At 56.9% G+C, this 13,207-nt stretch carries 13 protein-coding genes; 2 read left to right on the forward strand and 11 right to left on the reverse strand.

Translation table 11 applies throughout. The annotated features are described in order from the left end of the window. Positions 1 to 129 precede the first annotated feature (129 nt). Genes rhtC through pldA form a run of 3 tightly spaced genes read right to left on the reverse strand, consistent with a single transcriptional unit; the run spans position 130 to position 3,519 of the window. On the reverse strand, positions 130 to 753 hold the full coding sequence (rhtC, locus tag ACJY2L_RS14545) for a threonine export protein RhtC (protein WP_067434568.1): 624 nt from the start codon (positions 751 to 753) through the stop codon (positions 130 to 132). A gap of 28 nt (positions 754 to 781) precedes the next feature. Beyond that, positions 782 to 2,611: an ATP-dependent DNA helicase RecQ gene (gene recQ / locus ACJY2L_RS14550; protein WP_439214016.1), complete on the reverse strand. Its 1,830-nt coding sequence runs from the start codon at positions 2,609 to 2,611 to the stop codon at positions 782 to 784. Positions 2,612 to 2,640: 29 nt separating this feature from the next. Continuing rightward, positions 2,641 to 3,519, reverse strand: a complete 879-nt coding sequence (gene pldA / locus ACJY2L_RS14555; protein WP_439214015.1) for a phospholipase A — start codon at positions 3,517 to 3,519, stop codon at positions 2,641 to 2,643. Between the two features lie 177 nt (positions 3,520 to 3,696). Between pldA and ACJY2L_RS14560 the strand changes: the two genes are divergently transcribed. Both ACJY2L_RS14560 and rarD read left to right on the forward strand, forming a co-directional pair. Continuing rightward, positions 3,697 to 4,164, forward strand: coding sequence for a thioesterase family protein (locus tag ACJY2L_RS14560; RefSeq protein ID WP_439214014.1), 468 nt, complete (start codon positions 3,697 to 3,699; stop codon positions 4,162 to 4,164). Between the two features lie 63 nt (positions 4,165 to 4,227). Further along, a complete protein-coding gene (rarD, locus tag ACJY2L_RS14565; RefSeq protein ID WP_439214013.1) occupies positions 4,228 to 5,121 on the forward strand; it encodes an EamA family transporter RarD in 894 nt (297 codons plus the stop codon). On the opposite strand, the gene ACJY2L_RS14570 is transcribed toward rarD, so the two are convergent. The 8 genes from ACJY2L_RS14570 to lptM form a co-directional block, all read right to left on the reverse strand. Further along, positions 5,098 to 6,147 (reverse strand): AbrB family transcriptional regulator, encoded by a 1,050-nt coding sequence (locus ACJY2L_RS14570; protein ID WP_439214012.1) that lies wholly within the window; start codon positions 6,145 to 6,147, stop codon positions 5,098 to 5,100. The two genes, rarD and ACJY2L_RS14570, sit on opposite strands and share 24 nt — an antisense overlap. A 100-nt stretch (positions 6,148 to 6,247) precedes the next feature. After that, entirely contained in the window at positions 6,248 to 7,201 is a 954-nt protein-coding gene (corA, locus tag ACJY2L_RS14575) for a magnesium/cobalt transporter CorA (RefSeq protein WP_439214011.1), read from the reverse strand. Positions 7,202 to 7,536: 335 nt separating this feature from the next. Next, complete coding sequence (gene uvrD, locus ACJY2L_RS14580; protein WP_187488340.1) at positions 7,537 to 9,699, reverse strand: DNA helicase II; 2,163 nt, start codon at positions 9,697 to 9,699, stop codon at positions 7,537 to 7,539. 36 nt (positions 9,700 to 9,735) lie between these two features. Then, positions 9,736 to 10,452, reverse strand: a complete 717-nt coding sequence (gene yigB / locus ACJY2L_RS14585; protein ID WP_439214010.1) for a 5-amino-6-(5-phospho-D-ribitylamino)uracil phosphatase YigB — start codon at positions 10,450 to 10,452, stop codon at positions 9,736 to 9,738. Continuing rightward, a complete protein-coding gene (gene xerC / locus ACJY2L_RS14590; RefSeq protein WP_187486616.1) occupies positions 10,452 to 11,354 on the reverse strand; it encodes a tyrosine recombinase XerC in 903 nt (300 codons plus the stop codon). The genes yigB and xerC overlap by 1 nt, the downstream gene beginning before the upstream one ends. After that, positions 11,351 to 12,055, reverse strand: a complete 705-nt coding sequence (locus tag ACJY2L_RS14595; protein ID WP_439214009.1) for a DUF484 domain-containing protein — start codon at positions 12,053 to 12,055, stop codon at positions 11,351 to 11,353. The genes xerC and ACJY2L_RS14595 overlap by 4 nt, the downstream gene beginning before the upstream one ends. Further along, positions 12,052 to 12,876, reverse strand: coding sequence for a diaminopimelate epimerase (gene dapF, locus ACJY2L_RS14600; RefSeq protein WP_209501093.1), 825 nt, complete (start codon positions 12,874 to 12,876; stop codon positions 12,052 to 12,054). Before dapF ends, ACJY2L_RS14595 begins: the two co-directional genes overlap by 4 nt. 30 nt (positions 12,877 to 12,906) lie before the next feature. Next, positions 12,907 to 13,119 carry an LPS translocon maturation chaperone LptM gene (lptM, locus tag ACJY2L_RS14605; protein ID WP_067434601.1) on the reverse strand — a complete coding sequence of 71 codons (213 nt, stop codon included), beginning with the start codon at positions 13,117 to 13,119 and terminating at the stop codon, positions 12,907 to 12,909. Between the last annotated feature and the right edge of the window lie 88 nt (positions 13,120 to 13,207).

Below are 13,207 nucleotides of genomic sequence, written 5' to 3' on the forward strand. Positions count from 1 at the left end.
GGCGTCGCAGCGAGTTTGCCGTCGGCCAGCGCGGAAAAACCGGAGCGTACTAAAGTACGTGAGGATTTTGAGCACTGCCCGGCGGCTAAATCGCCAGTAAGCCAGGCCGGAAACGTCAGGTAAGCGAGCTTACCTGGAGATGATCAGATGAATGCCAAACCCGGCAAAGAGCACCCCCGCCATCCCATCCACCCATTTAGCCACGCGCTGATATTTCTGACGCATCCACGGCATCGCAAAGATCGCCGCTACCAGCGCGAACCAGGCAAAGGTCTCACCAATAATCAGCAGGAAAAGTCCCCAGCGTTCACCGGCACCGACATCATCACCGACAAAGAGTGAAAAGACGCTGCCAAAGTAGATCACCGCTTTGGGATTGGAAAGGTTGGTCAGAAAGCCTTTCAGGAAGCTGCGCCCTTTTTTCGGCAACTCAACCGCCACCTCCTCCTGCTGCGGATTTTTATGCTGCTGGCGCGCCGAACGTAGAAGCTGCCAGCCCATCCACAGCAGATACAGCCCACCGCCGACCATAATGATCTGATGCAGCCAGGCCATTTTTTGCAGGATCAGATGCAGCCCCATCAGCGCCACGCCCGCCCACACCACAATACCCAACGTGATGCCCAGCACGCCCATCATTGCCTCTTTGCGCGAGCGGCTGGCCGCAGTTTGCGAGACAAAGAAGAAGTCCGGTCCCGGACTCATTAACGCCACCAGATGGACAACCGCGACGGTTAAAAACAAGGCGAGCATGGTAGTTCCTTTTAAGTAAGGAAGACGATCAGGCGTCTTCGTCGTCAATATGATCTTTAATCATCAGCAAAAACGGTTTGCCGAAGCGCTCGAGCTTGCGATGACCCACGCCGTTGACGCTCAACATTTCCGATGCGGTGATCGGTAGCTGCTCCGACATCTCAATCAAGGTGGCATCGTTAAACACCACGTATGGCGGCACGTTGGCCTCATCTGCAATCGCCTTGCGCAGTTTACGCAGCTTGGCGAACAGCTTGCGGTCGTAGTTGCCGCCAAAGGTTTTCTGGCTGTAACTTTTGGCTTTTACCGTGACCAGACGCGGCACCGCCAGCATTAGTGGCACTTCACCGCGCAACAGCGGACGCGCCGCTTCGGTGAGTTGCAGCGCAGAATGCAGCGCAATGTTTTGCGTCACGAAGCCGAGATGGATCAGCTGGCGCAGCACGCTCACCCAGTGCTCATGACTCTGATCTTTGCCGATGCCATACACCGGCAGTTTATCGTGCTGCAGCTCACGAATACGCTGATTGTTGGCGCCGCGCAGCACATCGACCACATAACCCATACCGAAGCGCTGCCCGACGCGATAGATACCAGAAAGCGCTTTTTGCGCCTCCACCAGCCCGTCATAACGCTTCGGTGGATCAAGGCAAATATCGCAGTTGCCGCACGGCTGTTGGCGACCTTCACCAAAATAGTTGAGTAATACCAGGCGACGACAGGTTTGCGCCTCAGCAAACGCGCCCATCGCGTTGAGCTTATGGCGTTCTATATCCTGCAGCTGACCCGGCGCCTTCTCTTCCAGGCACTTACGCAGCCAGGCCATATCAGCCGGATCGTACAGCAGCATCGCTTCGGCAGGCAGGCCGTCACGGCCAGCGCGTCCGGTTTCCTGATAGTAGGATTCGATGTTGCGCGGAATATCGAAGTGCACCACAAAGCGAACGTTGGGTTTATTAATCCCCATGCCAAACGCCACGGTGGCGACCACGATTTGCAGATCATCACGCTGAAAAGCTTCCTGCACGTGGGCGCGCTGTGTCAGCTCCAGTCCGGCGTGATAGGCACCGGCGCTGATGCCGCGGCTCTGCAATCGGGCAGCGGTGTCTTCCACTTTGGCCCGGCTGTTACAGTAGATAATGCCGCTTTTGCCGCGCTGATCCTGCACATAGCGCAGCAGTTGCTCGGTGGGCTTGAACTTTTCCAGCAGAGTATAACGAATGTTAGGCCGGTCAAAGCTGCTGATTTGAATCAGCGGATCTTCAAGCCGCAGCAGCTGAACGATGTCGTTCCGTGTGGTTTCATCCGCGGTCGCGGTCAGCGCCATTACCGGCAGCTGGGGAAAACGTTGGCGCAGCTGGCCAAGTGCGCCATATTCTGGCCGGAAATCGTGGCCCCACTGTGAGATACAGTGCGCTTCATCCACCGCCAGCATCGCTGGCTGCCACGCCGACAGCTTCTCCAGGAAGTTATCCATCATCAGCCGTTCTGGTGCAATGTAGAGCAGCTTAATCTCGCCGCTGCGGCAACCCGTCATCACTTCCTGCTGCGCCTCACGACTTTGTGTGGAGTTCAGGCAGGCCGCAGCCACGCCGTTGGCTAACAGCTGATCGACCTGATCTTTCATCAGAGAGATCAGCGGAGAAACCACCAGCGTCAGTCCCTCGCGCACCAGCGCCGGGATTTGATAACAGAGCGATTTGCCGCCGCCGGTTGGCATGATGACCAGGCAGTCGCGATCCGCCAGCGAAGCCTGAATAATGCTTTGCTGACCCGGACGAAACTGCTGATAACCGAAGATGTCGCGCAGGTACTGTTCTGCCAGCGCGTCCTGATTCATTACTGCCGTTGTTGCCACCGTATTCCCGTTTTACGTCTTTACCAATTTTAGAACAAATCGTTAAGGGTCACGCCCACGCCAAGGCGGGTTTGACGATGATTGTAATCAATCAGCGATTCACCGTAGCCGCTGTAAACCTGCGTGTAGAAACGAACGTGTTCGCTGATCGGATAGCTCCACCCCAGCTCCGCGCCGCCGTAGCCGCTGTTCCAGTTATAGGTGCTTTGCAGGCTAAAGATATTGTCGCCCAGCATATACCCCAATTTCAGGCGGTAATAACCCATATATTTAGTGATATCGGGGTTATCGTCTTCGTTCTCACCTTCCGGCAGACGATACCAGGGTTTCACCTCAACGAGGAAGTTACCGTTCTGCGCCATCAGGCGAGCATACAGGCGATTCCAGCTGCGTGATGTAGGATCGGAACGGCCGTTTGACTGGTGATCGAAGCCGGTTTCAACATCGCGTAACGTCCAGCCGCCCAGGCTGTAATCCGTGGCCCACCCCAGAAAGATTTGCGGTTCGTAGTTGGTTTCACGAAACGGCGAAGAGGCACCGCGGTTGGAGAGCTGCCACCAGGAACCCTGCGTATAGGACGCCGCCAGCACCGAGTTATCACCCAGAATGCCGCGCCACAATGGAAACGCCAGGCTGAGCTGAAACTTCACCTCATCTTTCTTCACCTTATCAGACCAGTTATAGCTGGAAATCGCTTCGCGATTCATGTCACTGGTGTAGGTATAAAGCAGATAGTTTTTTTCGTAGGGATAGAGCACGAACGGATTATCGTGCTTCTCCAGCAGGTTAGCGATGATACTGCCACGTACAGCCGGAGCGTCGTGAACTTCTTTAATTGTGGCTTCCTGAGCCTGAACAATAGCAGGAAGGATCATTGCCGCAGCCAGCAAAGCGCGAAGCATACGCATAAAAGTCTCCAGAGAAAGCACTGAGCGAAGGGGTTGTGTAAAAAGCAGGCCATTCTACACGCAAAAATCAGCAAAATCTGCGCTGTTTTTGGAAAGCAGATAGCCCTTTTTGAACAGCACAAACGCGCTGCCCTGGCTATGCTCAGCCGCACTTTTATCGCTTCAGGAAGGGAAACGATGTCACTGCTGCTCTCTCAAAACGATGCGCGCCAGCTGATTGGTGAAATCTTTGTTTATCACATGCCGTTTAATCAGGCGCTGGGCCTGTCGCTGAAGACGCTGGAGGCAGATTATGCGGAGCTGAGCTTCAGTAATCAGGCGATGCTGGTAGGCAATGCGGCGCAGCGTATTCTGCATGGTGGCGTTATTGCATCCGTGCTGGACGTGGCGGCTGGGCTGGTGTGTGTGAGCAGTTCACTGACGCGCCAGGAAACCATCAAGGAAGAAGAGCTGCGGCAGAAGCTGGCGAAAATGGGCACCATCGATTTGCGTGTGGATTATTTGCGCCCTGGCCGCGGCGAGCACTTTATCGCCTCCAGTCGGCTGCTACGGGCGGGCAATAAAGTCGCCGTGGCGCGTGTCGAACTGCATAACGACAGCGGCCTGTATATTGCCACCGCGACTGCGACCTATCTTATTGGCTAACGGTTGCTGTTCAGAGCGGCAGAATTCTTTACAATAGCGCTCTTTTTCCACGGGTTACACATCATGGATGCGCAACAAACGCGACAGGGCATCTTCTTTGCCCTTGGTGCCTACTTTATCTGGGGCATCGCGCCGATCTATTTCAAGCTCTTACAGCAGGTGCCGCCTGCCGAGATCATGACCCACCGCGTAATCTGGTCAGCGCTGTTTATGCTGCTGCTGATCAGTGCCAGCCGAAGCTGGCCGCAGGTGCGCGCTATCGTTCGTCAGCCGATAAAAGTCCTGCTGCTGGCGATTTCAGCGGTGACCATCGGTGGCAACTGGCTGCTGTTTATCTGGTCGGTCAATAACCATCATATGCTGGAAGCGAGCCTCGGTTACTTTATCAATCCGCTGCTGAATGTGGTGGTGGGCATGCTGTTTCTCGGTGAGCGTTTCCGCCGTTTGCAATGGCTGGCGGTGGGGCTGGCAGCCTGCGGCGTGATGGTGCAGCTATGGAAATTTGGTTCGGTGCCGATCATCGCGCTGGGCCTGGCGCTGAGCTTTTCGTTTTATGGTTTGCTGCGCAAGAAGATAGCGGTGGATGCGCAAACCGGCATGCTGATTGAGACGTTATGGTTGCTGCCAATGGCATCGCTTTATCTGTTTGGCATCGCCGACAGCAGTACCAGCCATCTGGGCGATAATGCGGCCAGCCTGAATCTGCTGCTAATTGCCGCGGGCATCATTACCACCATTCCGCTGATGCTGTTTGCGGCGGCCTGTACCCGACTGCGTCTCTCAACGGTGGGCTTCTTTCAGTATCTTGGTCCAACGCTGATGTTCCTGCTGGCGGTGCTGTTCTACGGCGAGCAGCTGACGCAGGATAAAGTCGTCACTTTCGGCTTTATCTGGCTGGCGCTGGCGCTGTTTATCTTTGACGCGCTGCGTAACCTACGTCGCGCGCGCAAAGCCTGAGATAAAACGCGCGATAGCCGGCCCGGCAAACAGGATAGTGAACAGCCGTAAGGTTTGCATCGCCATTACAAAAGCCATATCCACCTTGCTGCCCGCCGCGATGATCGCCACGGTATCCAGCCCGCCAGGGCTGGTTGCCAGATAGGCGGTCAGCAAATCCACGTTGAGCACCCGCGTTAACATCCACGCCATACCCGCACACAACAGCATCAGGCCAAGAATCGACAACAGCATCTGCGGCAGCGTACGCAGCGCCAGCTGGAAAATCGGTCGGGTGAAACGCAGACCTACACTCCAGCCAATCAGGGCGTAAGCCAGCGCCAGCAGCCATTCCGGCACCTGCAAAGTTAAGGTGCCGCTGGAGTGAAAGGTGGCGCCAATCAGCGCCGGTACCAGCAGCGCGCCGGCAGGAATGCGAAACCGCTGTCCCAGCCAGGCCCCCACCAGCATGATACCGAGCGTGGCGGCAAAACCGCCGTGCAGCGCCGGAAACCACACTGGCGAAGTCGCCTGCTGTGCCGCATCACCCAAACCGATGCGTGCCACAACCGCGGCGGCGGTCGCCACAAACAGCACGCGCAGATATTGCATAAAGGCTACCAGCCGAACATCGGCGCCGTAATCGGCCGCCATGACCACCATGGCTGAAGCACCGCCAGGAGAGGAGCCCCATGCGCCGGTCGCACCGGGCATATCGCTGAAACGCACCAGCAAAAAGCCAGAAAATGCGCTGGCCGCCAGCGTCATTAGCAGCACCGCCAGCACGATCGGCCAGTCCTGCAACAGCGGAGTCAGAATGGAGGGCGACAAGCTTTGCGCAATCATGCAGCCCAAAATCGCCTGCGCAATGACAAAGAAGTGTTTATGAATGCGCAGCGTCGCCCCGCTCAGTCCCATGATCACGCCAACAATCATTGGGCCGAGCAGCAGCGCTGCCGGAACATGAAACAGTTGCAGGATTACGCCAAGCGTAAGCGAGGCTGCGAGCAGCAGCACCCACTGTAACGGAACAGAAAGCCGTTGCATAAGGTGAAGTATTCAGTGAGAAAATAAGAGGTTAAAGGTTACGCCGATTGCGCAGGGGATGCCAGAAACAATTCGGGCCGCCCGCAGGCAGCCCGAAAAATCATAACCAGTTCTTACGTTTAAAGTAGAGATAAGGCGCCAGACCCGCGAGCATCATCAGGCAGATCGCCGCTGGATAGCCAAAGCTCCACTTCAGCTCCGGCATAAACTCAAAGTTCATTCCGTAGCTGGACGCGACCAGCGTAGGCGGCAGGAACACCACCGACACCACCGAGAAGATTTTGATGATGCGGTTCTGTTCGATATTGATGAAGCCCATCGCCGCCTGCATCAGAAAGTTCACCTTCTGAAACAGCGATTCGTTGTGCGGCAGCAGGGATTCGATATCGCGCAGGATTTCACGCGCCTGCTCCAGCTGATTGCCCGGCAGGCGCGCTTTACGCACGAGGAAATTCAGCGCACGCTGGGTATCCATCAGGCACAAACGCACTTTCCAGCCGATATCTTCCAGCTCCGCCAGCGTTGACAGCGCACGATCGAAATCGTCGCCCTGCTGGCCTTCCATGATCACCCGGCTCAGCTTTTCCAGATCGCTGTAGATGTTCTCAATCTCATCCGCCAGCTGCTCGATTTTGGTTTCAAACAGATCGAGCAGCAGTTCGTAGGCGTTGCCGTCAATCATCGTCTGACTGCGCGCACGCATGCGGTAAAGCCGGAAAGCGGGCAGTTCACGTTCGCGCAGCGTATAGAGGCGGCCATCGCGGATGGTAAATGCCACGGTGGCGTTACCGGCGTGATCTTTGGCGTCTTCATAGAAGAAAAATGAGTGAATGTGCAGGCCATCTTCATCTTCGAAGAAACGGGCGGATGCTTCGATGTCCTCAAGTTCCGGCCGCGTTGCCAGATTCTGTCCCAGCTCGGTATGAACGCGGTCACGCTCGCTCTCTTCGGGCTCGATCAGATCGACCCAGACAGACGAGGTCAGCCGATCTTCGGTCTCTTCCAGCTCAAGACGAGTGAGGCGGCTTTCATCCAGTTTAAATGCGCTCAGCATAGCAGTATGACTCCCAATTGCGGTCTTTTATGGGACATGGCAATGTTGCCCGCTGGCGCACTGTTGTGCGCGCAAACAGGAACAAAACGAATACCTGGACACGGAAATACCGTATAAAAAAGAGTGGGTACTAGCTCAAGCGACGGGAATGGAGCGGTCGCTGACAACCACGAAGGCTATCAGCAAAAGAGGATAGCCTTAGGCGTTGTACCTGCGTAACAGGTTAATGAGCCAGTATCGACTGGGTGCGTCCAAGGCGTATGTCCTCTCAGGATTGTAGTGGGCGCATGTTACGCTGAGACGAAAAAGGCGTCAAGTTACCGTTAGGCTACTATTCAGACCGCTTCCAGTCGGGCATAAGCGGCTACTAACCATTTGATTCCCTGACCGTTAAAGGCGACCTGAACACGACTATGATCGCCGCTGCCTTCAAGATTCACCACGGTACCTTCACCAAACTTGGCGTGCCGCACGCGCTGGCCCAGCGTAAAGCCGCTGCTGTTTTGCGTGACTGGCGCACCGGAGCGGGCATGGCTTACCGGGCGGCTGACGCTGGCGCGCAGACGGACTTCTTCGATGCAGGATTCCGGCAGCTCGGAAATAAACCGCGACGGCCGGTGATACACTTCCTTACCATAAAGGCGCCGGGTTTCTGCGTAGGTCAGGGTCAGTTTCTGCATGGCACGCGTCACGCCAACGTAGGCAAGACGACGCTCCTCTTCAAGACGACCGCTCTCATCCAGCGACATCTGGCTGGGAAACATACCCTCTTCCATGCCGACGATAAACACCTGACTGAACTCCAACCCTTTCGCCGAGTGCATGGTCATCAGCTGCGCAGCGTCCTGCCATTTGTCCGCCTGACCTTCGCCCGCTTCCAGGGCGGCATGCGACAAAAATGCCTGCAGCGGCATCAGATCTTCATCTTCGTCCTGATAGCTGTACTGACGCGTGGCGTTAACCAGCTCTTCCATGTTCTCGATGCGCGTCTGACCTTTCTCGCCTTTTTCCTGCTCATACATCTGCCACAGGCCGGAGTCTTTCATTACCCGATCGGTTTGCACATGCAGCGGCATTTCGGCCGTCTCCTGCGCCAGCGAGTCGATCAGTTCGGTAAAGCGTTGCAGTGCTGAAGCGGCGCGACCGGCCAGCGCTTTTTCCTGCAGCAGTTCGCGCGCGGTTTGCCACAGCGTGAGCTGCCGTTCGCGTGATGTCTGTCGCACCACGTCCAGCGTACGATCGCCGATGCCGCGCGTAGGCGTGTTCACCACGCGTTCAAATGCCGCATCATCATTGCGGTTGGCGATCAGGCGCAGATAAGCCAGCGCATCTTTGATCTCCTGACGTTCGAAGAAGCGCATACCGCCATAAATGCGATACGGCAGGCTGGTTTGCAGCAGCGCTTCTTCCAGCACGCGTGACTGGGCGTTGCTGCGGTAGAGAATAGCGCAGTCGCTGAGCGCACCGCCCTGTTCATTCCAGGCTTTGATGCGATTGACGACAAAGCGCGCCTCATCCAGTTCATTGAAGGCGCAATAGATGGAGATCTTTTCGCCGTCGCCATCTTCGGTCCACAGCTCTTTACCCAAACGACCGTTGTTGTTGGCGATCAGGGTGTTAGCCGCGCGTAGAATGTTATTGGTTGAGCGATAGTTCTGTTCCAGGCGGATGGTTTCCGCACCGGGAAAATCATTGAGGAAACGCTGGATATTCTCAACCTGCGCGCCACGCCAGCCATAAATTGACTGATCGTCATCGCCTACGATGATCACCTTGTTGGTTTCGCCCGCCAGCATGCGAATCCACGCATACTGTATGTTGTTGGTATCCTGAAACTCATCCACCAGGATATTAGTGAAACGCTCGCGATAGTGATTGAGAATGTGCGGCTTGTTCAGCCACAGTTCATGCGCGCGCAGCAGCAGCTCGGCGAAATCGACCAGGCCCGCGCGATCGCACGCTTCCTGATAGGCCTGATACACCTTCAGCCAAGTTTGTTCAACCGGATTGCCGTAGCTTTCAATGTGTGCAGGCCGTAGGCCCTCATCTTTTTTGCCGTTGATGTACCACATCGCCTGACGCGCTGGCCACTGTTTATCATCCAGGTTCATCGCTTTGATCAGTCGCTTCAGCAGCCGCAGCTGATCTTCGCTGTCGAGGATCTGAAAATCCTGCGGCAGGCGGGCATCAAGGTGATGCGCGCGCAGCAGCCGGTGCGCCAGGCCGTGAAAGGTGCCGATCCACATGCCGCCCTGACTGGTGCCAATCAGCTGTTCAATACGGTGGCGCATCTCTGCCGCGGCTTTGTTGGTAAAGGTCACTGCCATAATGGAATAAGGCGAGCAGTTCTCTACCGCCAGAAGCCAGGCGATGCGGTGAACCAACACGCGCGTTTTGCCGCTGCCCGCGCCCGCCAGCACCAGCAGGTTGCTGCGTGGCGCCGCGACGGCGTCGCGTTGTTTGTCATTCAAACTGTCGAGCAGGTCAGAAACGTCCATAAGCACCGTTGATTCACTGGATATTTAAACAGGATATTACATTAAGGCGGTCAGCGATGCCAGGCGGGTAATTTCCAGATGAGGAAGCAGCCGTGCATCAGCGATGTGCATCAGGTCGCCGCCGCGCAGGTTGATCCAGCAGGCTTGCAGCCCGCAGCGCAGCGAACCGGCAACGTCGGTGGTGAGATCATCGCCGACGTGCAGAATATTTTCCGGCGCAATCGCCAGCCGCTCAGCGGCCAGATGATACATATCCTCGAACGGTTTCGCACGGCCATCGGGACCGGCGCGCAGTGTAAACTGAAAATAGCGATCAAGCCCGAACAGGTGCGGCTCGGCGTTGCCGTTGGTGATGGCCACCAGCGGCATGCGTTCAGCCAGCGCCGCCAGCGTACTGTGCGTCTCCGCTGACACCTCGATTTTGCTGCGCCAGTGGGCAAACACCGCCATGGTCCGCGTGGCACCTTCGCGCGCCTGCTCGGCGGTCAATCCCGCCTCCAGCATCGCTAACTCCACCGAGCGACGGCGCCATTCGGTCACATCGTGCCAGATATCGGGCTCCTGCTCACACAGCCGATCGCGTACCTGTTGATAGGCATCAACGCTGAAGTCGCGCAGGCTGGGATGGAATCCCTGCAAAAACGCATGGGATTCCAGTGCGGTTTTGCGGATCACCGGCAGGTTGTCATAGAGCGTATCGTCAAGATCGAAGGTCATGGCTTTAACGGGACGCAGCGGGCGATAAAAATGCATTACGATTTTCCTCGTTTCGCACGGGGATGAGCAGCATCGTAGACCGACGCCAGATGTTGAAAGTCGAGATGGGTATAAATTTGCGTGGTGGAGAGATTCGCGTGTCCCAGCAGCTCCTGCACCGCGCGCAGATCGCCGCTGGATTCCAGCATGTGCGTGGCAAACGAGTGGCGCAGCTTGTGCGGATGAATATGACTGGTCACGCCCTGTTTGACGCCCCACTCGGCAAAACGCTTCTGCACGTTGCGTACCGAAATCCGTTTTCCCTGGCTCGACAAAAACACCGCGTCGTCCTGTGGCGCAAACACGTCGCGCAGCACCAGCCAGTGTTCAATCCACTGCACCGCCATTCTGCCAATCGGCAGCCGCCGCTCCTTGCTGCCTTTACCCACCACCCAAACTTCGCCCGTGGTGAGATCGAGATGGCGGCAATCCATGTTGACCAGTTCGGACAGACGCAGTCCGGCACCGTACATCACTTCCAGCATGGCGCGATCGCGTACCGCCAGCGGATCGTTAAGGTCAATATCCAGCAGTTGGTTGACCTCATCGACATCGATATTTTTTGGCAAATGGCGCGGCGCGCGCGGCGTGGCGATGCCTTTCGCCGGGTTCGCTTTCAGTGCGCCCTGGCTCACCTGCCAGTCAAGAAAACTGCGGAGCGCCGACAGTCGCAACGCCAGGCTGGCCGGTTGCAGATCGGCACGGCGGCTGCGCGCCGCCAGTGAACGCACCTGCGCCGGTTCCAGCGTCGCCCAGTCGCGGATCTGCATCTCATCGGCGAGCACAATCAGCGCACTCAGCTGATGCGTATAGCTTTTCAGCGTCAGCGGACTGAGTTGCCGCTCCACCTTCAGATAACGCAGAAAGGCATCAACGGCGGGTTGCAGAGGGGAGGTCATGCGCGTTCAATCCAGCGTTCCACCAGGCCTGGCAGCATGGTCGCCAGATGCTGCAATAACAGCGTGCCCATGCCGGGCTGATAATGCTGCGTGTCGCGGCTGCTGAAGATCACCACGCCAAGGTTGCCCGATTCGCCCATCATTGACATCGCGACCGAGCCAATCGCTTTGGCCTGCGGCAACAGCAGCAGCAGTTCCGGGCCATTCAGGCTGCCGAGATAGTGCTGCTCTTTGCCAAGGCGCTGAATACGCACTGGTTCGAAGGCGGGCCGCGACAGCGCCAGCTGAGTGAAATCAGACGGTGCGCCAATGCGCCATTTATCGCTGAACAAGCGAATATTCGCGCCCGCCAGGCCAAGTTCGCGCGCCCAGCGCTGCAGACGGTTTAACATGTCCATCAGCGACGACGCGGCGGCCAGGTGATTTTGCAGCGCCAGCAGACGATCAAACAGTTGATGGTTGGCGGTGGCCTGCTCCATCAACAGGGTAATTTCCTCTTCCAGGCGGGCGATGTGATTGCGCTGGCGGGACATATGCCACTCAACCAGCGACACGCTACCGCGCACCGCATGCGGCACCGCCATCTGCTCAACCTGACGAGCGTTACGAATAAAGAAATCGGGGTTCTGGCGCAAGAAATCACTGACGCTGTCATCATTGAGCAGCGTGTCGCCTGCAGCCTGTTCGCCAACCTGTTTCATAAGTGAATCAATCCATCATAAACGTGCGTTGCCGGGCCGGTCATATAGAGCGGCGTGCCCGGCCCTTTCCAGGCGATATTCAGGCTGCCGCCGGGTAAATCGACGCGCACCTGCTCGGCCAGCAGCAGTTGCTGAATGCCGACCGCTACCGCCGCACAGGCACCGCTGCCGCACGCCTGGGTTTCACCGGCACCGCGCTCATAAACGCGCAGGCGAATGTGCTCGCGGCTGACCACTTCCATAAAGCCGACGTTTACTCGTTCAGGAAAACGATCGTGGCTTTCCAGCACCGGACCGAGGCTCTCCACCGCGGCGGTGATAACACTCTCCACCTGAATCACGCAGTGCGGATTGCCCATCGATACCACGCCGCACATCACGGTCTGTTCCGCGGCGCGCATCAGGTAAATGCTTTCTGCTTTGTTGGCGCGGAACGGCACCAGCGACGGCTCAAAATTGGGCTCGCCCATGTTGACGCGCACCAGCTCATCCTGCGTGACGCTCAGCACCATGCGGCCGGTTTGCGTACTGACACGAATTTCGTTTTTATTGGTCAGCCCTTTCAGGCGGACAAAGCGGGCAAAGCAGCGCGCGCCGTTGCCGCACTGCGCCACTTCGCTGCCATCGGCGTTGAAAATACGGTAATGAAAGTCGAGATCCGGATCGTAAGGTGGCTCAACGATCAGAAGCTGATCGAATCCCACGCCATGATGACGATCCGCCAGGCGGCGAATCAGCTCCGGCGAGAAATAGACGTTTTGCGTCACGGCATCAACGACCATAAAGTCGTTTCCGAGGCCGTGCATTTTTGAGAACTGCATTTTCTGCTCCGCCGGATGCGCCATGATCGATTAGTTTGCCTGGGTGCCTGAGGTGGAGGATTTCAGGCTGTCGGCATCGTTATTTTTCTGCACGGTGCTGCCTGGCGTGGTCTGTTTCGTTAAGGGTGGCTGCGGCGCTTTGGGCTGTTCTGATGGCGGAAAGTAGAGCGGACCTTTTAATCCACAGCCCGTCAGGCTCACTAATGCCAGCGCCAGAACCAGCTGGCCTATCACTTTGTTCATTCTGCGTTTGCTCATATTCAGGCGGTTTATGTTGCTTATCATCGCAGGTGAAAAGGAGAAAGCAACAGGAAATCGTTACCGATGCTGA

This window comes from Duffyella sp. Ts4 (genome assembly GCF_051851875.1).
In the GTDB taxonomy this organism is placed as follows: Bacteria; Pseudomonadota; Gammaproteobacteria; order Enterobacterales; family Enterobacteriaceae; genus Duffyella; species Duffyella gerundensis.

Excerpts from the sequence above, each read along its gene's own strand:
- rhtC (WP_067434568.1), bottom strand. The coding sequence starts at position 753 with ATGCTCGCCTTGTTTTTAACCGTCGCGGTTGTCCATCTGGTGGCGTTA.
- rarD (WP_439214013.1), top strand. The coding sequence starts at position 4,228 with ATGGATGCGCAACAAACGCGACAGGGCATCTTCTTTGCCCTTGGTGCC.
- lptM (WP_067434601.1), bottom strand. The coding sequence starts at position 13,119 with ATGAACAAAGTGATAGGCCAGCTGGTTCTGGCGCTGGCATTAGTGAGC.
- uvrD (WP_187488340.1), bottom strand. The coding sequence starts at position 9,699 with ATGGACGTTTCTGACCTGCTCGACAGTTTGAATGACAAACAACGCGAC.
- dapF (WP_209501093.1), bottom strand. The coding sequence starts at position 12,876 with ATGCAGTTCTCAAAAATGCACGGCCTCGGAAACGACTTTATGGTCGTT.
- ACJY2L_RS14595 (WP_439214009.1), bottom strand. The coding sequence starts at position 12,055 with ATGAAACAGGTTGGCGAACAGGCTGCAGGCGACACGCTGCTCAATGAT.
- yigB (WP_439214010.1), bottom strand. The coding sequence starts at position 10,452 with ATGCATTTTTATCGCCCGCTGCGTCCCGTTAAAGCCATGACCTTCGAT.
- xerC (WP_187486616.1), bottom strand. The coding sequence starts at position 11,354 with ATGACCTCCCCTCTGCAACCCGCCGTTGATGCCTTTCTGCGTTATCTG.
- corA (WP_439214011.1), bottom strand. The coding sequence starts at position 7,201 with ATGCTGAGCGCATTTAAACTGGATGAAAGCCGCCTCACTCGTCTTGAG.
- ACJY2L_RS14570 (WP_439214012.1), bottom strand. The coding sequence starts at position 6,147 with ATGCAACGGCTTTCTGTTCCGTTACAGTGGGTGCTGCTGCTCGCAGCC.
- pldA (WP_439214015.1), bottom strand. The coding sequence starts at position 3,519 with ATGCGTATGCTTCGCGCTTTGCTGGCTGCGGCAATGATCCTTCCTGCT.
- ACJY2L_RS14560 (WP_439214014.1), top strand. The coding sequence starts at position 3,697 with ATGTCACTGCTGCTCTCTCAAAACGATGCGCGCCAGCTGATTGGTGAA.